The 18,607-nt window shown below is 67.9% G+C and carries 14 protein-coding genes; 2 read left to right on the top strand and 12 right to left on the bottom strand.

Annotated features, from left to right (window positions below; genetic code table 11):
• Positions 1–2: 2 nt before the first annotated feature.
• The 11 genes from AC5P8F_RS06340 to prmB form a co-directional block, all read right to left on the bottom strand.
• Positions 3–5,390 carry a DNA repair ATPase gene (locus AC5P8F_RS06340; protein WP_495227752.1) on the bottom strand — a complete coding sequence of 1,796 codons (5,388 nt, stop codon included), beginning with the start codon at positions 5,388–5,390 and terminating at the stop codon, positions 3–5.
• A gap of 85 nt (positions 5,391–5,475) precedes the next feature.
• Positions 5,476–7,494, bottom strand: coding sequence for a hypothetical protein (locus AC5P8F_RS06335; protein WP_014647885.1), 2,019 nt, complete (start codon positions 7,492–7,494; stop codon positions 5,476–5,478).
• Entirely contained in the window at positions 7,491–8,165 is a 675-nt protein-coding gene (locus AC5P8F_RS06330; RefSeq protein ID WP_014647886.1) for a hypothetical protein, read from the bottom strand. The genes AC5P8F_RS06335 and AC5P8F_RS06330 overlap by 4 nt, the downstream gene beginning before the upstream one ends.
• A 168-nt stretch (positions 8,166–8,333) precedes the next feature.
• Positions 8,334–8,990, bottom strand: a complete 657-nt coding sequence (locus tag AC5P8F_RS06325; RefSeq protein ID WP_014647887.1) for a phosphoribosylanthranilate isomerase — start codon at positions 8,988–8,990, stop codon at positions 8,334–8,336.
• Positions 8,987–9,757 carry a tRNA pseudouridine(38-40) synthase TruA gene (truA, locus tag AC5P8F_RS06320; RefSeq protein WP_014647888.1) on the bottom strand — a complete coding sequence of 257 codons (771 nt, stop codon included), beginning with the start codon at positions 9,755–9,757 and terminating at the stop codon, positions 8,987–8,989. The genes AC5P8F_RS06325 and truA overlap by 4 nt, the downstream gene beginning before the upstream one ends.
• 32 nt (positions 9,758–9,789) lie before the next feature.
• Positions 9,790–10,152, bottom strand: coding sequence for a VOC family protein (locus AC5P8F_RS06315; RefSeq protein ID WP_014647889.1), 363 nt, complete (start codon positions 10,150–10,152; stop codon positions 9,790–9,792).
• A gap of 26 nt (positions 10,153–10,178) precedes the next feature.
• A complete protein-coding gene (locus AC5P8F_RS06310; protein WP_346601441.1) occupies positions 10,179–12,191 on the bottom strand; it encodes a FimV/HubP family polar landmark protein in 2,013 nt (670 codons plus the stop codon).
• Positions 12,192–12,336: 145 nt separating this feature from the next.
• Complete coding sequence (locus tag AC5P8F_RS06305) at positions 12,337–13,365, bottom strand: aspartate-semialdehyde dehydrogenase (RefSeq protein WP_014647891.1); 1,029 nt, start codon at positions 13,363–13,365, stop codon at positions 12,337–12,339.
• Between the two features lie 90 nt (positions 13,366–13,455).
• Positions 13,456–14,493, bottom strand: coding sequence for a 2-hydroxyacid dehydrogenase (locus AC5P8F_RS06300; RefSeq protein ID WP_197605854.1), 1,038 nt, complete (start codon positions 14,491–14,493; stop codon positions 13,456–13,458).
• Positions 14,486–15,589 (bottom strand): chorismate synthase, encoded by a 1,104-nt coding sequence (aroC, locus tag AC5P8F_RS06295; protein ID WP_014647893.1) that lies wholly within the window; start codon positions 15,587–15,589, stop codon positions 14,486–14,488. Before aroC ends, AC5P8F_RS06300 begins: the two co-directional genes overlap by 8 nt.
• The gene (gene prmB / locus AC5P8F_RS06290; protein ID WP_014647894.1) at positions 15,586–16,515 is read right to left on the bottom strand and encodes a 50S ribosomal protein L3 N(5)-glutamine methyltransferase; all 930 of its coding nucleotides are present in this window, start codon (positions 16,513–16,515) and stop codon (positions 15,586–15,588) included. Before prmB ends, aroC begins: the two co-directional genes overlap by 4 nt.
• A 123-nt stretch (positions 16,516–16,638) precedes the next feature.
• On the opposite strand from prmB, the gene AC5P8F_RS06285 reads away from it, so the two are divergent.
• On the top strand, positions 16,639–17,289 hold the full coding sequence (locus AC5P8F_RS06285) for an SCO family protein (protein ID WP_014647895.1): 651 nt from the start codon (positions 16,639–16,641) through the stop codon (positions 17,287–17,289).
• Entirely contained in the window at positions 17,286–18,128 is an 843-nt protein-coding gene (asd, locus tag AC5P8F_RS06280) for an archaetidylserine decarboxylase (RefSeq protein ID WP_169411778.1), read from the top strand. Before AC5P8F_RS06285 ends, asd begins: the two co-directional genes overlap by 4 nt.
• A gap of 111 nt (positions 18,129–18,239) precedes the next feature.
• On the opposite strand, the gene AC5P8F_RS06275 is transcribed toward asd, so the two are convergent.
• Entirely contained in the window at positions 18,240–18,587 is a 348-nt protein-coding gene (locus AC5P8F_RS06275) for a ribonuclease E inhibitor RraB (protein ID WP_046431838.1), read from the bottom strand.
• Between the last annotated feature and the right edge of the window lie 20 nt (positions 18,588–18,607).

Here is an 18,607-nt window from a genome sequence, read left to right as displayed (position 1 = left end):
GGTCACGGCAGCGGCGGCGGCTTCGGTGTCGTCGCTGGAATCTCCTCACCGTCGTCCGGCGGCAACGACTCGCCGTAGAAGTGACGCATCAGCGCCTCATCCAGCGCGCGCTCCTCCGGCGTCGTGGCACGGCGCACACGCGCACGCTGCGCCACCGCACTGTTCGGCACCCCACGCTCGACCTGCTGCCGCGCCCAGCCGGCGAACGCGGCCAGGGTCTGGGACACCTGTGCCTGCTGCGCCTGCGATGCCGCCAACAGTTCCACCAACGGTGCCAGGCCAGCCTGCAGGTCGTCGGCCAGGACCGTCGTCGGCACACTGGCGGCTGCCGCGACCGGCACCGGCGCGGCGGCCGGACGTGTTTCAGAAAGACGATGCAGGGCCTCCAGCAACGCCGGCCACGGTGCCGGGTCGGCAACGGCAATCGCTTCCGGCGCCGGCGGCGGAAGCTGCAGGGCGGTGGCGATGTCGGCCAGCTGCGCGACCACGCGCCCGCCGACATCGCTGTCGTCGGCCCCCATGGCCTTGTTGCGCAGGAAGTCGCGCTTGATCTGCGTCCAGCGTTGCGCCTGCGTGTCGTCCAGCACGCCGCGCAGCTCGGCCAGCTTCAACAGGTTTTCTTCGGCGCCGGTGGTCAGCAGCTGTGCCTCGCCCAGGTAGTGGTCGGAGATCAACTGCTGCAGCTCGTCCTCGTTCATCACCGGCGAGATCTTCTCGGCCAGCTTGTTCATGTTGCGGTAGCTACCCTGCAGCCGGAACGGCGGCTCGGTGCGGTAGCGATCGTCCTGCGCGGCACTGGCGATGTACTGCTGGTTGACGCGGTAGACCACGTCGCGCACGCGCAGCATGCGCTGCAGGGTGGCGGTGATTTCGTTGATCTCCGCGCTGCTGTAGGCGTGGCTGAGGCCGTTGGTCGAGACCTCCTTGCCCATCGCCCGGTCGACCAGCGTGTACAGGTCAGCCATGTCGCGCGTAGCCAGCGGCGCCAGCACCGGGTTGGAAGTCAGGCTGTTCTCGATGTAGCTGAGGGTAAAGGCCGCCTCCATGCCACCGAGCACATCACCCAGGTTGTAGATGTCGGCACGGTTGGCCAGCATGTCCGGAATCTTGAACACCTCGCCGGACTCGGTATACGGGTTGCCGGCCATCACCACGCAGAATTTCTTGCCGCGCATGTCGTAGGTGCGGGTGCGACCGCGCCACACACCTTCGATACGGCGGGTGCCATCGCACAGCGAGATGAACTTCTGCAGGAACTCCGGATGGGTGTGCTGGATGTCGTCCACATACAGCATGGTGTTGTTGCCCATTTCCAGCGCCAGGTTGAGCTTCTCCAGCTCCTGCCGCGAGGTCGCGTCCGGTGCCTGGGCCGGGTCCAGCGACCGCACCTCGTGACCCAGCGCCGGGCCGTTGATCTTCATGAAGACCAGGCCCAGGCGGTGCGCCACGTATTCCATCAGCGTGGTCTTGCCGTAGCCGGGCGGCGAAATCATCATCAGCAGGCCCATCAGGTCGCTGCGCTTGTTCTCGCCGACCGTGCCCATCTGCTTGGCCAGGTTGTCACCGATCACGCCCAGGTAGACATCATTGATCAGCTTGTTGCGTACGAACGAGGACAGCGGCCGCGCCTTGAACTCGGAAAGCCGCAGGGTCTCGCGCTCGCGGCCGATGATGCCCTGGCGCAGCGCCTGGTAGGCATGGAACGCTGGCACGAAATGACGCAGGTGCTGCTTCAGGCGCGCCAGGAAATCATCCAGCGATACCACCAGCGTGCCGTTGCTGATGCGTGCGTGTTCACCCAGCAGGCCACTGACCTCCGCCTGCAGCGCGGCGTCGCTGGCACGGGTACGCAGCTGGCGCTGCACCAGCAGCAGCGCTGCAGCCTCGTCGACGTAGCCGGCATGCGGGGCATGCGCCGGCATCCGCGCCAGCGCCCGCAGCCACTGACCGGCCAGCGCCCAGCGCGTGGCCAGCGGATCCTGGCTGCGCTGCAGGGCGCGTTCGACCGCCTCGCGTTGCCCGGCCTGTTCCAGCTGCCGAGCCAGTGCCTCCAGCAGCGCCACCGCATGGCGGCTGCTGCTGAACACCGGTTCGCCGGCCGCCAGTTCCTCGCCCAGATAAGCGGCCGCGGCCTCTGCGGCATCGGCATCGAACGGCAACGCGTGGGATTGCGCATACGCCAGCAGTGCCTCGGCCATTTCCGCACGCAACGCCAGGCGCCCTTCGTCGGACCCCAGCAGGCGTGCCAGCGCTTCAGCACCCATCTGGCGGGCCGGCCATTGCGCCACCGCTTCGCGCCGCTGCTCGGCAGCCCAGAACAGCACCGCCAGCGCACGCACCCGCGGTGCATGCCGCAGGCTGCCGGCCGCCTGCTGCGAGGGCAGCAACGCACGCAGGATCAGCGCGGCATCATGGTCATGGATGCCGCGCTCGTAGCCTTCGCGGTAGCGCGGTGCGGCAAACGCACGCACGCGCTGGTCCAGTGCTTCGGGCGTGGCGACGTCGTGCTGCAGCGTGGCCAGGTCAAGCCCGTCGCTCCCCTCCTGCGCGGCCATCAACAGGCTGCCGGCAAGATACTCGCCGCGATACAGTGCAGGTGATTCGGAGTCCAGGGTGACCGGCCAGAACGGCTTCAGCGCATCCAGCTCCGGATCGTGCAGGGTCTCCAGGAAGTCGGTGCCGGTCAGATGGATCGCCAGCGTGTCACCACGCGGCAGCAGGGTCAGGTCCAGCGCCTGGGTGTTGACGCTGAAGCGATGGCGCGGCCCCAGCCGCACCACGTTGCCGCCCGCCTCGTACAGATCACTGCGGTCACGCAGCTGGCGCACCGCCTGGTCACGCACGCCCTTCAGGCGCGCTTCGATGTCGTCGGCCTTGACGTTGTCATGCAACGCGCGCAGGCGTTCGGCCAGCTCACGCAGCTTGAGGATCAGCGGATCGCCGGCAAAGAACGCATTGAGCTCATCGGCGGTGGCGAAGCGCTCGGTGCGCTTGGCCAGGCCATCGAGGATGCGGCTGGCCGCATCCAGCACCGAACGTGCCTTGCGCTGGCGGTCATCCAGCAGCGCCTGCTTGTGCGTTTCGAAGGCTTCAACCAGCTCTTCGCGCTTGCTCAGGATGTCGCCGAGGAACTGCTCGTGTTCGCCGAACTGGCTCTCCAGCTCCTCCAGCTGCACCAGCAGGCGCGACAACTGCTCGTCGGCACGCTCCGGGTCCGTGGCCAGCGCCAGCGCGCTGGTGATCGACTGCGAGAACAGCGCGAACTGCGCGGCGAACTGCGCCACGGCCTCGGCTGAGCCGAGCGACCTGCGGCGCTGATCGGCACGCGCGCGGGCCTGGTTGAGGCGGCCGTACAGCACCGAAATGGACTCGACCACGCGGGTGCGGGCGGTGGCATCGTCCACCTTCAGGCCGGCCATCAGTTCAGACAGCATATCCAGATCGGCCGCCATCCCGCGCAGCCCCTCCAGCTGCTCATCCAGCTGGCGGGCACTCTGCGCCTGCTGCGCAGCCTCATCCAGCGCCTGCAGGCGCGTGGTCAGCGGCACCAGCGCGGCATCGCCGGCGAGGAAGTCACCCGTGGCGGCGCCGACATGATCCTGCGCCTCCACCAGCTCGGCCGTCATCGTCTCGATGCGCGCGGTGTCGATGTAGCGCAGCTCGCGGATGGTCAGCAGCCGTCCGCGCAATGCGGTGATCGCATTGAGGGCCTCGACGAAGGCCTGCACCTCGCTCCAGTTCTGCGGCTGCAGCCGGCCCAGCAGCGCCTTGTGCGCGGCCTCTGCCTCGACCATCGCCTGCGCCGACTGCTGGCGGATCGACTGCACCTTCTCGTACTCGTCCAGCACCGATTCGCCGGTGGCGCTGATCTGCCGCAGCAGCGCCTCGGCGCCATCGCAGGCCGCGTCGCCCAGCCAGTGGTGGGCATCGAACAGGCGCCGGGTGTCGGCCACCAGGCGCTGGTAGCGCTGCACCGACACGTCCTGGCCATCGATCTCGCGCGCCAGGTTGAACAGGTTGGAGATGCCCCGCACCAGTTCGGCGTTGCCGATGCGTCCCATGAAGGTGTTGCCGGGTGGCCGGCTTGCAGCAAACTCGTCACTGCTGAACGGGGTCTGCCAGACCTGCATCGGATGGATGCGGGTCGGTTCGCTGCCTTCGGCATGGAACAGCACCATGCGCCCGTCCTGCATCAAGGCGTAGCCATGGCCGAACACCGGGTTCTGCAGCACGCGCTGGATGGTGTTGTAGACGAACAGCGCCGAGCGCCCGCCTTCGCGCTCGTAGAAGATGTACAGCACGTCCTCGCCGTTGGGCGAACGGATGCTGCGCTTGAACTGCATGCCGGCCATCGAGGCGTCGAACGCCTTGTGCTCGCCGCCCTGCAGGTAATAGCCACCCGGGAAGATCACGCCGTGGTCTTCGGGCAGCTGCACGCAGGCCTGCACGATCGCATCGTTGCGCACGATGCCGCCGGTCAGCGTGTTGTAGATCAGCCCGCGCCACTCCGTCTCGCGGTACGGCAGCACTTTCAGCAGCACCAGCGAGCCGACCCGGGCGAACTCGAACTGGGCGTCGTCCAGCGACTGCGTGCTGTCCTCCACCGGTTCGCTGTAGATGCCCTGCCCGGTCTCGGTGTTGTTCTCGACCTTGATCGTGAGGTCGCCGCCGGTGGTCTCCACGAACAGGGTATCGAGGATGTTCAGGTGCGAATGGCGGCCATTGACCGCCAGGTCGCGGGTCGCCCGGGTCCATTCGAAGTCGAACGGCGGCGGCAGTGCGATATCGCGCTCACCGCGCGCATCCAGATAGGTCAGTTCGCCATCGCGCGACAGCGCCCAGCGGAACACGCGCACGTCGCTGCTGCGCTCACCGATCTGGAACGACGCCAGCAGCTTGTCGCCCACCACGATCAGCTGCAGCAGGCGCGCGTGCTTGTAGTAGGCGTACAGTTCGTTGAAGTCGTGCACGAAGCCGGGCTGGTCGAGGAAGCTGCCCTTCAGCTCCAGCGCCGCCACGTCGTAGCCGTCGCTGCCCTGCACCAGCCGGTACAGGCCGAACACGTCCTCGATGCGGGTCTGGGTCTTCAGCCCGATGAACACGTTGTAGCCGAACAGCAGGCGGTCCGGCCCGACCTGCACGATGTCACGGCCGACGCAGTTGTTTTCGCTGCGGATGCGGAAGCGCCCGACTACCTCCAGGCGGCTGTCGCCGAACTCGGCCAGGCGCTGGCGGTTGAGCGTTTCGGCCAGGCCCTGCAGGCGCTGGCCCTGCTCGGCCAGGCGGCGGCGCAGGACTTCATAGGCACCGCCCTGGGCAACGGCCTGGTCGACGGTAGTGCCGCCGGCCTCCGGTGCAGTGGATTCGGCGGACGGATGGGTATCAGACATCAGCAGGCTTCCGGCTCACGGGCGGACGGCCGCGGTTGCGGCCGGCGCGGGCGGGCGATGGCCGCAGCAGCCATCGCCCGATGCATCAACGGGCGCTGTCGACCACGGTGGCCGACACGGTCGGCACCGCTTCGGCATCCTCGGCGATCTGGCGCGGCGCCGGTTCGGCCACGGCCACGCCCAGGTAGCGCTGCATCAGCTCCTGCACGATCGGGCTCTTGCCGGCAAAGCCTTCGATCGACTTGCCCAGCGACACTGCCTTGACCAGGTTCTCGAACATGCCGCCGTCGCCACCGACCAGATCGATATCGGCGTTGCGCAGCGCGCTGGCGATGACGTTGGCGTTCTCGCGCGAGACTTCCTTGCCGGCTTCGATCGAGGCCAGCGCCTGCTTCAGGCTGTTGTCCAGCATCATGCGGAACTCTTCGTGGCCACGTGCCTGGTCGCTCAGCGAAGCGATCGCTTCGAACTTGCGCACCAGGCCTTCGGCCTCGGCCAGCAGCTTCTTCTGCACCACGCCGGCTTCGGCGTTGCCCAGCGATTCGGTGGCGGTGGCACGGGCCAGGCCCATCTTCTCCTCACCCTGCGCCTGCGCCTGCAGGGTCTCGGCCAGCACGCGGGCTTCGTTGCTGCCCTGCTTCAGGCTGGCTTCGGCCTTGGCTTCGATCACGCGGGCCTCGGCGATGCCGACCTTCTCGATGGCCAGTGCCGAAGCTTCACGCACCTGCGCTTCGGCCAGGCCCGGTGCGGCCTGCTCGGCGCGCAGCGCGTCGGCCAGCAGGCGCTTGGCTTCGGCCTGCTTGCCGGCTGCTTCGTGTTCGGCCTGGGCCAGCGTGGTCAGTTCCACTGCGCGGTGCTTGGAAGCGGTCTCGCGTGCCTGCGCTTCCTTTACCTCGCGCACCAGCGATTCCTGTGCCTTGGCCTCGGCTTCCAGGATCAGCACCTGCTTCTGGCGGTCGGCCTCGGAGACCTCGCGCACTTCCTTGATGCGCTCTTCCTCCTGCGCCACGGTCTTGTCGATGGAGATGCGTTCGCGGGTGATGTTGGCCACGTCCATCTTGCCCTGCTCGACCACCTTGTCGCGCTCCACGCCCTGCAGCTGCACTTCGCGGTCGGTGGTGACCTGCTCAAGCTGGCGTGCGCGCTCGACGCGCTCGGCCTCGATGGCCACGGCGCGCTGGCGGTTCTGCTCGGCCACTTCCACTTCGCGCAGGCGGTTCTGGTCGCGGATCTCGATCAGCTGCTGTGCTTCGATGCGGGCGTTCTCGGACAGCTGGCGCTGCTCTTCCTGCACCTTGGCGGTCTCGGCCTCCTCGCGCGCGCGGATGGTCTCGATCTCGCGCTTCTGACGTGCTTCGGCTTCGGCCTGCTGGCGTTCCAGCGCCAGCAGCGCTTCACGCGCTTCCACGTTCTTCTTGGTGATGGCGAGCTTCTCGTTCTGCTCCAGCTCGTTGGTCACCACGTTCTGCGCGGCGGTCAGCTCGGTGATCTTGCGGATACCCTGCGCGTCAAGGATGTTGAACTGGTCCAGCAGCGCCTTCGGGGTCTGCTCCAGGTAATCGATCGCCACGTCTTCCAGCACATAGCCGTTGAGGTCGTTGCCGATCACCGCGATGATCTCGTCGCGGAACTCCTGGCGCTTCTCGAACAGTTCGGTGAAGTCGAACTTCTTGCCGACCGTCTTCAACGCTTCGGAGAACTTGGCGTTGAACAGCTCATCGACGGCATGCTTGTCCGACGCACGGTCGGCACCGATGGCCTTGGCCACGCGCAGCACGTCGGCCTGGGTCTCGTTCACCCGCAGGTAGAAGGCCACGGCGATGTCGGCACGCATGTTGTCGCGGCAGATCAGGCCTTCCTTGCCACGGCGGTCGATCTGCAGGGTGATCAGGCTGATCCGCATCAGCTCGGCGCGGTACAGCACCGGGATGATCAGCGCACCGGTGAAGTGCACCTTGGGCGTGGAGCTCATGTCGTTGACGATCAGGGCCACGCCCTGGTCGACCTTGCGGTAGAAGGCCTTGAACAGCCCGGCCACGCCCAGCAGCAGGACGAGCAGGCCGCCGGCGACGGCCAGGAACGGTAAGAGGGATGCCAACGTCATTGATGAGTCTCCTTGTTGCCCGGAAGCAGGTTGTCCTGGAAATCGAGGGCGATCGCATCGGCGCGGACCACCCGGTAATAGTGTTGTTCGGCCATGTGCTCAACCAGCACGATGCGCTCGCCACGCTGCAGTTCGATGTCGCTGCGGATCTGCAGCACCAGCCCGGCGCCGCCATCATCGACCGTGGCATGACCGCTGCGTGCGTCCACCTTCGGCGACGCGACCACGCCGGCCCGGCCGAGCAGCGATGCCTGCGGCACCGGCCGCAGGCGCAGCAGGAAGCGCCGGACCGGGCGCAGGATCAGCGCGATGAGCGGTACCGCTGGCAGCGGTGCCAGCACCGCCACGAGCGTACCCAGGCCCCAGCGCAGCAGGTCCGGCAGCGGCAGCAGTACGAACAGATGGATGAAATAGGTGATGAGCCAGCCGAACAGGCTCAGCAGGGTGACCACCACCATGATCGGGACGCCACCCAGGCCCCAGCGCGCCAGCATGGCCGACAGGCCACTGAGGTCGGTCCCCGCCTCGAGCGCGCCATCGGCGCCGAGATTGCCAAAACCGTCATCGACCAGGCCGAACGCCGCAACCGCCCAATACATCACCGACACCAACAGCAGAATGCTGTACGGCAGCGTCGGGTAACCGAGTACGACGGTGAGAAACTCCTGCATCGCTTGCCTTCCTGGGCTGTGGGCGGCGGCCGCCCGTTCGGGGCGCGCCGCGCGCGTCCCGTCGATCCCCGCGCCAGCCCTCATGGCAGGCGCGCTTGGGACCATCCTATGTGAAGAATGCGTGCAGGCTCAAATCCAGGTCCAAATCACGGCAAATAATGACGCCAATCACTCGAGAACCGTGCAATCGGCGCGGCGCACTTCCTCGACGAAGGTGCGCATCTTGTAGCCGTCCTTGATGCCCGGCTCCAGTTCGATGCCACTGGAGACATCCACGCCCCACGGCAGGGTACCCAGCACCGCGTCGTAGACGTTTTCCGGGTTCAGGCCGCCGGCCAGCAGGAACGGGCGATGCAGGCCGGTCGGGATCCGGCCCCAGTCAAAGGCCACGCCGGTGCCGCCACCGCCACCCGGCGCGTGGCTGTCGAACAGGAAGCCGGCGGCGCTGGGATAGCGCAGCTGCAGGGTGCGGGCGTTGATCTCTTCACGGCCGCCCATGGCGATCGCCTTCAGGTACGGCATGTTGAAGCTGCGGCAGAAGCTCTCGTCTTCCTCGCCGTGGAACTGCAGCAGGGTCGGTCGTACCGTGCGCAGCACCTCGCGCACTTCTTCCTTGCTGTTGTTGCGGAACAGCGCCACCACGTCGACCATGGGCGCGATCGCCTGGCGCATCGCGCGTGCCTCGGCCGGAGCGACCCGGCGGCTGCTTTCACGGGCGAAGATGAAACCCACCGCGTCCACGCCCAGCTCACCGGCCAGGCGGACGTCGCCGGCCCGGGTCATGCCACAGAACTTGATGCGCGTGCGGTAGTAGGAGCGGCTCATAGCGTGACCTCGGCGGGCAGATGCCAGTTGTCGGGGTACAGGGGCCCAAGGAACACCAGGCCCTGCGGCGGTGCGGTGGGACCGGCTACGGTGCGATCGCGCCCGGCCAGCAGTTCGGCGATCCATTCCACCGGCTTCTCGCCACTGCCCACCAGGATCAGCGATCCGACGATATTGCGGACCATGTGATGAAGGAATGCATTGCCCTGCACGGCGACCTCGATCACCTCGCCCTGGCGGCTGACCTGCAGTGACTGCAGTTCACGCCGTGCATGCAGCGCCTGGCACTGCACCGAGCGGAACGCGCTGAAGTCGTTCTCGCCTAGCAGGGCCTGGCCGGCGGCATGCATCAGGCCCGCGTCCAGCGCACGGCGCTCCCAGCTGAGGGTCTGCCGCTGCAGCGCCGGCCGCACTTCGCGGTTGAGCAGGCGATAACGGTAACGGCGTGCCCGCGCCGAGAAGCGGGCGTGGAAATCATCGGCCACGGGCACGCACCAGCGCACCGCGATCGAGCGCGGCAGGCGGGTGGTGGTGCCCAGCATCCAGGCGCGCGGATCGCGCACCACGTCGGTGTCGAAATGCACGACCTGGCACTGGCCGTGCACGCCGGCATCGGTGCGACCGGCACAGACCACCTGCAGCGGCGCATCGGCCACCGACGACAGGGCCTGCTCAAGGCTGGCCTGCACGCTGGGACCACCCTCGCCCAGGTTCTGCCAGCCCCTGAAATCGCTGCCGTCGTACTCGACGCCAAGCGCGTAACGCATGTGCTACCTCGATGTTGCGGGAGGGGCGGCGCTCAGGCCGGATCGCGTTCGGACCAGACCGCCAGTTCGTTGCCACCGGGCTCGACGAACTGGAAGCGGCTGCCACCGGGGAAAGAAAACACCGGCCGTACGATCTCGCCGCCAGCGTCGCGCACCGCTGCCTCGATGGGCGCCAGCTGGTCGGCATACAGCACCAGCAGCGGCGCGCCGCTGTCACTGGCTCGTTGCGGCTGGCCGCGGAAGAAGCCACCCTGCAGGCGGCCATCGTCGAAGGCGGTGTAGTCGCTGCCATAGTCGACGAACGACCACCCGAACACCTTTTCGAAGAAGGCGCGGCTGTCGGCCGGGTCACTGGAGGCGAATTCAACGTAGTCGATACGGCGCTCGCGGCTCATGGCACGGTCCTTGTCGGCGGGTTCGGTCACGGCAGGCGGGCCAGCAGTTCGCGAGCCTGGGCCTGGCAGTGCAGGTCGCCGCCCTCGGCCACTTCCAGCAGCAACGTCCGTGCGGTCTGCGCATCGCCCAGGTCGAGGTAGGCGATGGCCAGTTCCAGGCGTTCCTGCCCGGCGCGCGGCGCCCAGCCGGCATCGCTGGCCGGCGCGGCAGTACCGTCTTCATGCGCGGCCGCGGCCAGCGCGTCGTGCGGCGCCGCGCTCGAATCCCCGCCGTCATGATGCTCGGCCGGCAGGTCGAACACGCCGCGGAACTGCGGCTGCTGTTCGGCGTGCAGCGCGTAGTCCGGTACTGCGATCTCGTCAGGGACCGCCTGCGCGGGCGGCTCATCCTGCACGGGGGTGTCCTGCATGGCCACCGGCTCGTCCCAGCGCGGCAGGTCGGTCACGGCCCCGGGCAGCTCCACCACTTCGTCATCGCGCAGCGTCTGCGCCTGCCAGTCAGTCTGGGCGGCGACGTCGGCGACCGCTTCGGCAGCCACGTCATCCTGCACCTCGGCTTCGGTCGCCCAGGCAGGCATCGCCGGTTCCTGGCGGCCACTGTCGGACACCGCCGTCGACCACGAAGACTGCTCGGCCAGCGTATCCAGCGCCGCGCCGGCCGGTACCGCAGCGGCCAGGCCGGCGGCGTCGCCTTCCTCGCGCAGCGGCGGCAGTGGCGACGGCTTGCGACGACGCAGCAGCCAGGCCGCGCCGGCCGCCAGCAACAGCACCGGCAGACCCAGCCAGTACCACGGCGTTGCCGCATCGCGGGCAGCCGGTGCCTGCGCCAGGCGCTGCTGCGCCGCGGCCAGGTCGTTGTCCTTCATCGCGATCAGCGACTGCTGCTGTTCCTTGAGTTTTTCCAGGTCGGCCACCCGCTGCTTCAGCTCGCCGATCTCGGCATCGCGGGTCGCGATGTCCTCGCGTGCCTGGCGCAGTTGTTCGTTGCCCAGCATGTCACCCTCGCTGCCGGCTGCAGTGCCGGTGGTTGTGCCCGCGTGCGCGGCCTCGGAGGCCAGCGCCGGAGCGATTTCAAGTCGTGCCCCAGTGGCCGCAGCCGGGGAAGAAGCCTTCGTGGTTCCCGCCGTGGCGACCGGGGCGACAGTACCCGCCGGTTGCGGCACGGTGCGCGCCTGACGCCACTGTGCGGCATGCTCGCGCACCAGCGCGGCGGCCTCGGCGGCATCGACCGCCGCCAGTGCATCGCTGCCGGGCATGCGCAGCACGGCGCCCTGCCTGAGCAGGTTGACGTTGCCACGGATGAAGGCCTCCGGGTTGGCCCGCAGCAGCGCAATCATTGCGCGGTCGCGGCTGACCTGGTTGCCGCGGGCCACCACGCTGGCGATCTGCGACAAGGTCTGCCCACGCTGGACGGTAACGCTGCCATCGGCTGCCGGTGCGGCAGCGGGTGCAGCCACTGCACGCGGACGAGCCGGTGCGGGTGCCGGCGTGGTGGCGGTGGACGGCGCAGGCGCGCTCACGCTCTCCGCGGCGGCGGGCGCCGGGGCGGCCTCACGGGCGATGGTGTTGGAGAGCGTACCTGCGGGTGCAACGATTTCCGGCTCGGCCACGGCCAGTGCGCTGGACGGTGCATCGACCAGCGCCGAGTACTCGCGCACCAGGCGGCCCTGGCCCCAGTCCGCCTCGATCAGGAAGCTCAGCGACGGGGTCTCGACCGGCGTCTGCGAGGTCACCCGCACCACTGCCCTGCCCTGCGCATTGCGGGTCAGTTCGAACTGCAGTTCGCCGACCAGCCCGGTCGGCCGCTGCAGGCCGACGCGCTCGAAGGTGACCGGTGAGGCCAACGCGACACGCAGGTTCTCCAGCTCGGACGGATCGGCCGAGACCACCGGGATTTCGGCCAGCAGGGGCTGGCCCGGCTTGGACAGGACACGGATGTCGCCCAAGCCCAGGGCAAGCGCCGAACTGCTGGCCAGGGCCAGCAGCGCGGTGGAAAGATAGAGGAGGGGGCGCTTTGCGCCCCTGGCCCGTTTATTCATGGCGACACTATAAAGCGTGCGGACCGCGGTCCGCACCCACCGATGGAGACCTTCGGTAGTGCCGGCCGCTGGCCGGCAGACACGCACGTGCCATCACGGCAATGCCGGCCAGCGGCCGGCACTACCGGTGAGGCAACCGCTGTGATCAGCGCTGCTCGGCGGCGACCAGCTCGGCCAGCTGCACGGCATTCAGGGCGGCGCCCTTGCGCACGTTGTCCGATACGATCCACAGGTTCAGGCCGCGCGGGTGCGACAGGTCCTCACGGATGCGGCCGACGTACACCGCGTCGGTGCCCGAGGCGTGGGTGACCGGGGTCGGGTAGCCACCGGCCTCGTGACGGTCCACCACTTCGATGCCCGGCGACTGCTCCAGCAGCGCACGTGCTTCGGCCACGGTGACCTTGTCGCGGGTTTCGATCGCCACCGACTCGGAATGGCCGTAGAACACCGGCACGCGCACTGCAGTCGGGTTCACCAGGATGCTGTCGTCGCCGAGGATCTTGCGGGTCTCCCAGATCAGCTTCATTTCTTCCTTGGTGAAGCCGTTGTCCTGGAAGTCGTCGATGTGCGGGATCAGGTTGAAGGCGATCTGCACCGGGAAGCGCTGCGGATCGATCTCCTGGAAGCTCAGCAGCTGGCCGGTCTGCTTGCCCAGCTCCTCGGTGGCCGAACGACCACCGCCGGACACCGACTGGTAGGTGGAGACGTTGATGCGCTCGATGCCGTACTTGCGGTGCAGCGGCGCCAGCGCCACCAGCATCTGCATGGTCGAGCAGTTCGGATTGGCGATGATGCCGCGCGGACGGTTGGCGACCTGTTCCGGGTTGACTTCGGACACCACCAGCGGCACGTCATCGTCGTAACGGAAGGCCGAGGAGTTGTCGATCACCACCGCACCTGCGGCGGCGAACTTCGGTGCGTATTCCTTGGACACGCTGCCACCGGCCGAGAACAGCGCGATCTCGACGCCGGCCGGATCGAAGGTGGCCAGGTCCTGGACCGTGACCTTCTGGCCGTTGAACTCGATCTCGCCACCGGCCGAACGCTCGGAGGCCAGGACGCTCAGGGTACCGACCGGGAAATCACGCTCGGCCAGGATCGACAACATGGTCTCGCCGACGGCGCCGGTGGCACCGACGACGGCGACGTGGAAACTGCGCTGTGCATTGCTCATGGGGGAACTCTCACGAAAACGGGAATGGGGAAAAACACGCACGACAGCTGGGTTCGGGGAACCTCCTCAAGCGGGGCGCGCGGAGGTTCCCTATCGTTTCCCGGTTTTTTTGCCCAGCGTCACGCGCGCGGCCATCGCCGCGTCAGCGTTGATCGCGCTCGGCATCCGCGACGGGCCGCCGTCCAGGCCGAGCCCGGCAAGCAGATTATCCACGGCCAGCTGTACCATCGCCGTGCGCGTGGCCAGCGAGGCGCTGCCGATATGCGGAGTGAGCACGACGTTGCGCAGCGCCAGCAGTTCCGGGCGTACCGTTGGCTCGCCTTCGTACACATCCAGACCCGCCGCAGCCAGGCGACCGTTGGCCAGCGCATCGGCCAGCGCGATCTCATCGACCAGGCCACCGCGGGCGATATTCACCAGCGTCGCCGACGGCTTCATCTTCGCCAGTGCGGCGGCATCGATCAGATGATGCGAGGCCGGCGTGTACGGCAGCACCAGCAGCAGGTGGTCGGACTGTGCCAGCAGCGTATCCAGGTCCACATAGGTCGCGCCCACTTCCGCCTCGGTCGCCGCCGGCAGCTGCGACCGGTTGTGGTACAGCACCTTCATGCCGAAACCGTGCGCGCCGCGACGGGCGATGCCCTGGCCGATGCGGCCCATGCCAAGGATGCCCAGCGTGCTGCCGTGGATATCGGCACCGAGCATGGTCTGGAACGACCACTGCTGCCACTGCCCTTCGCGCAGCCAGCGCTCGGACTCGGTGATGCGGCGCGCGGTGGCCATCAGCAGGGCGAAACCGAGATCGGCGGTGGTTTCGGTCAGGACGTCCGGTGTGTTGCTGGCCAGGATGCCGGCGGCGCTGAGCGCGTCGACGTCCAGGTTGTTGTAGCCCACCCCGACATTGGCGATCACCTGCAGCTGCGCGGCGCCGGCCACCTGGGCCGCGCCGATGCGCTCGTTGAGCGTGATGATCGCGCCGTCGGCGCTGGCCAGTTGTCCGGCGATCTGGTCCGGCGCCCAGGCGGTGACGGTGTCGGTGCTGCGCAGCTGCACGCGATCGCGCAGCGGCGCGATGGCCGTGTCGATCAGCGGCTGGCTCACCCACACGGTCGGCCGCGTGTCAGCCATCGATCTGCCCGGGAATGCGCGGGGTGATCGTGCCGACATCGCCGCACTGCGCGCGGTGGCGCAGCGCCTGGTCCATCAGCACCATCGCTACCATCGCCTCGGCGATCGGGGTGGCGCGGATGCCGACGCAGGGGTCGTGGCGGCCGGTGGTGACCACCTCGACCACGTTGCCGGACGTATCCAGCGACGGGCCCGGCAGGCGCAGGCTGGAGGTCGGCTTCAACGCGATCGAGGCGACCACCGGCTGGCCGGTGGAAATGCCACCGAGGATGCCACCCGCATGATTGCTGGCGAAGCCCTGCGGGGTCAGCAGGTCGCGGTGTTCGGTGCCCTTCTGCGCGGCGCTGGCGAAACCGTCGCCGATCTCCACGCCCTTCACCGCGTTGATGCTCATCAGCGCGGCAGCCAGTTCACCGTCGAGTTTGCCGTAGATCGGCTCACCCCAGCCCGGCGGCACATTGTCGGCGACCACGTCCACGCGCGCGCCGACCGAATCTCCGGACTTGCGCAGCGCGTCCATGTACGCCTCCAGTTCGGGCACCTGTGCAGCGTGCGGCCAGAAGAACGGGTTGTCTTCCACCGCCGACCAGTCGAAACCGGCCGGGGTGATGTCGCCCAGCTGCGACAGGTAGCCACGCACGGTGACGCCGAAGCGCTCGGCCAGCCACTTCTTGGCGACCACGCCAGCGGCCACGCGCATGGTGGTCTCGCGTGCCGAGGAACGGCCGCCACCGCGCGGGTCGCGGATGCCGTACTTGTGCCAGTAGCTGTAGTCGGCATGGCCCGGCCGGAACTGCTGGCCGATGTTGGCGTAATCCTTGCTGCGCTGGTCGGTGTTGCGGATCAGCAGCGCGATCGGGGTGCCGGTGGTCAGGCCCTCGTACACGCCGGACAGGATCTCGACCTCGTCGGCCTCGCGCCGCGCCGAAGTATGCCGGCTCTTGCCGGTGGCGCGGCGCTGCAGGTCGTGGGCGAATTCGGCCGCGTCCAGCGCCAGCCCCGGCGGGCAGCCATCGATCACGCAGCCGATGGCCGGCCCGTGCGACTCGCCGAACGTGGTGACGGTGAACAGCTTGCCGAACGAATTGGAGCTCACGGGCGCTGCGCCGCCAGTTCGGTGATGCGTGCGCTGTGGGCGATCAGCTCGCGGCATTCAACCGCGAAGATACCCATCTGGCCGACCTTGAATTCGATCCAGGCGAAATCGACTTCCGGCAGCAGCTTGACCAGATGCTGCTCGGATTCGCCCACTTCACAGATCAGCAGGCCGTCCTCGCTCAGGTGCAGCGGGGCATCGCGCAGGATCTTCAGCACCAGGTCCAGGCCGTCGTCGCCGGCACGCAGGCCCATCTCCGGCTCGTAGGAGTATTCCTGCGGCAGGGCATCGGTCTCGTCGTTGGTGACGTATGGCGGATTGGTGACGATCAGGTCGTAGTGGCGGCCGGACAGGCCGTTGAACAGGTCCGACTTGATCAGGGTGACGTTGTGCGCCTGCAGGCGCTCCTTGTTTTCTTCGGCCAGCGACAGTGCATCGTCGCTCAGGTCGACGCCGTCCACCTGCCAGTTCGGGTAGTAGTGGCCCATGGCGATGGCGATGCAGCCCGAACCGGTGCACAGATCCAGTGCACGGTACACGTCGCGGCCGGCCAGCCACGGCTCGAAGCCGCATTCGATCAGTTCGGCGATCGGCGAGCGCGGTACCAGGGCGCGCTTGTCGCTCTTGAAGCTCAATCCTGCAAACCAGGCCTCACCGGTCAGGTAGGCGGCCGGGATGCGTTCATCGATGCGGCGCTGGAACAGCTCCAGCACGCGCAGCTTTTCGGCCTGCAGCAGGCGCGCCTGGCCGTAGGCCGGGCCGAGGTCGTGCGGCAGGTGCAGGCTGTGCAGCACCAGCTGGGTGGCCTCGTCCAGCGCGTTGTCGTAGCTGTGCCCGAAGGTCAGCCCGGCTTCGTTGAAACGGCTGGTGCCGTAGCGGATCAGATCGATGATCGTGTGGAGTTCGGCGGCCGTTTCAGCGGTCATGGCGGTACTGCGGGCAAAGTGGCCCCCGATTATAGGGGCTGGCGCCCGTGGCGGCATCCGTTGCGGCGGAAACGATTCGGGCCACAGCCGGTATGATGGGGCCCACTTCGCGCGGGAGCCCCCATGTTCAATCGCAACGCCGGCATCATCCTGCTGATCGCCCTGGCGGCGGGTCTCGGCCTGCTGGCCGCCCAGCAGGTGTTCGCGCCGAAGCCGCCGGCCAATGCCCCGGCCACCGAAGCGATCACGCTGTATCCGCAGCCGCGCGAACTGCCTGACTTCAACCTGGCCCAGTCCGACGGCACCCGCCTGATCCCGGGCGAACTGAAGGGCCACTGGACCCTGGTGTTCCTGGGCTTCACCTTCTGCCCCGACGTCTGCCCGACCACGCTGGCCGCGCTGGCCGGCGCGCAGAACCAGTGGGAAGCCCTGCCCGACAGCCTGCGCCCACGCGTGCTGTTCATCTCGGTCGACCCCGACCGCGACAGCGCCACCCGGCTGGGCGAGTACGTGCACGGCTTCCACAAGGACACCCTGGCCGCCACCGCTGACGTTCCCTCGCTGGAGCGCTTCGCCACCTCGTTGGGCTTCGTGTTCCAGAAGGTGCCGGGCAAGCATTTCGACGAGAACCCCGAGGATTACACCGTCGAGCATTCGGCCAGCCTGGCCGTGCTCGACCCGCAGGGCCGCCTCGCCGGCCTGGTACGCCCCCCGTTCAACGCGCCGGCGATCGCCCGCGACCTGCAGAAGCTGACCGAGAAAACCGCCCCATGAGCCTCACCACCGCCCTGACGTATGCCCTGCCCCACCGCCTGCTGTCCTCGATGGCGCGTTCGCTGGCGTACTCGGACGATCCGCGCGTGTCGCGCTGGCTAATCGACACGGTCACCCGCAAGTTCAACGTCAACCTGGACGAAGCGGCCAACCCGGACCCGCGCAGCTATGCGACCTTCAACCAGTTCTTCACCCGTGCGCTGAAGCCGGGCGCACGCGTGGCCGATGCCGATCCGCGCAGCCTGGTGATGCCGGCCGACGGCCGCATCAGCCAGCTCGGCAGGATCGAGGCCGGCCGCATTTTCCAGGCCAAGGGCCAGTCGTTCACCGCCGCCGAACTGCTGGGCGGCGCCGAGGATGCCAAGCCGTACAACGACGGCCTGTACGCCACCGTGTACCTGTCCCCGCGCGACTACCACCGCGTGCACATGCCCTGGACCGGCACCCTGCGTGAAACCGTGCACGTGCCAGGGCGCCTGTTCAGTGTCGGCCCGGCGGCCGTCAACGGCGTACCGCGCCTGTTCGCACGCAACGAACGCCTGGTCTGCCATTTCGATACCAGCTTCGGCCCGATGGTCAGCGTGATGGTCGGTGCACTGCTGGTGTCCGGCGTGGAAACCGTGTGGAGCGGCGAGGAGATTCCGCACTACGGCGACCGCATCACCCGCAAGGACTACCGCGGCCAGGGCATCAGGCTGGAGCGTTTCGCCGAGATGGCACGCTTCAACTACGGCTCGACCGTGATCGTGCTGCTGCCGCCGGGCGTGGCCGAATTCGCCCCGCAGCTGGGCGCCGAAAGCCCGGTACAGCTGGGCCAGGCCCTGGCGAAGCTGCGCTGATAAAAAGGGGACGGAGGGGATTAAGTCGTTTATGCATAAACGACTTAATCCCCTCCGTCCCCTTTTCCACAACGGGATGCCGGCCAGCGGCCGGCACTACCGGTACGCGCGTTACTGCAGGGCCGGGGCCGGGCCGACGTCCATGCCGTCGTAGTCTTCCACGCCCTTCTCCGCGGCCAGCGCTGCGAATTCCTGGTTGCGACGGTCCAGCGAGGCTTCGTCGTGGATCTCCACGCGCTCCACATGCAGCACGTGGAACGGCGCGTCACCCTCTTCCGGATCTTGTTCGAACAGTTCCACGAAGGTGTAGCCCTGCGCCTGCAGGTGCTCTGCCAGTGCCTGCAACGGCTCAGCAGTGGAGTGCACGAAGAAGTACCCCCACAGCAACGGGCCGTTGATGTCCCAGTCGGTGTTTTCGCGGAGGTTGGCGAACAGGTTGCGGGTGTCTTCGAGATCCATGCGGGTTCCAGGGGTCGGGG

This window comes from Stenotrophomonas sp. YJH_SMC_69 (assembly GCF_059370495.1).
This window is presented reverse-complemented; position numbering and strand designations above follow the sequence as displayed.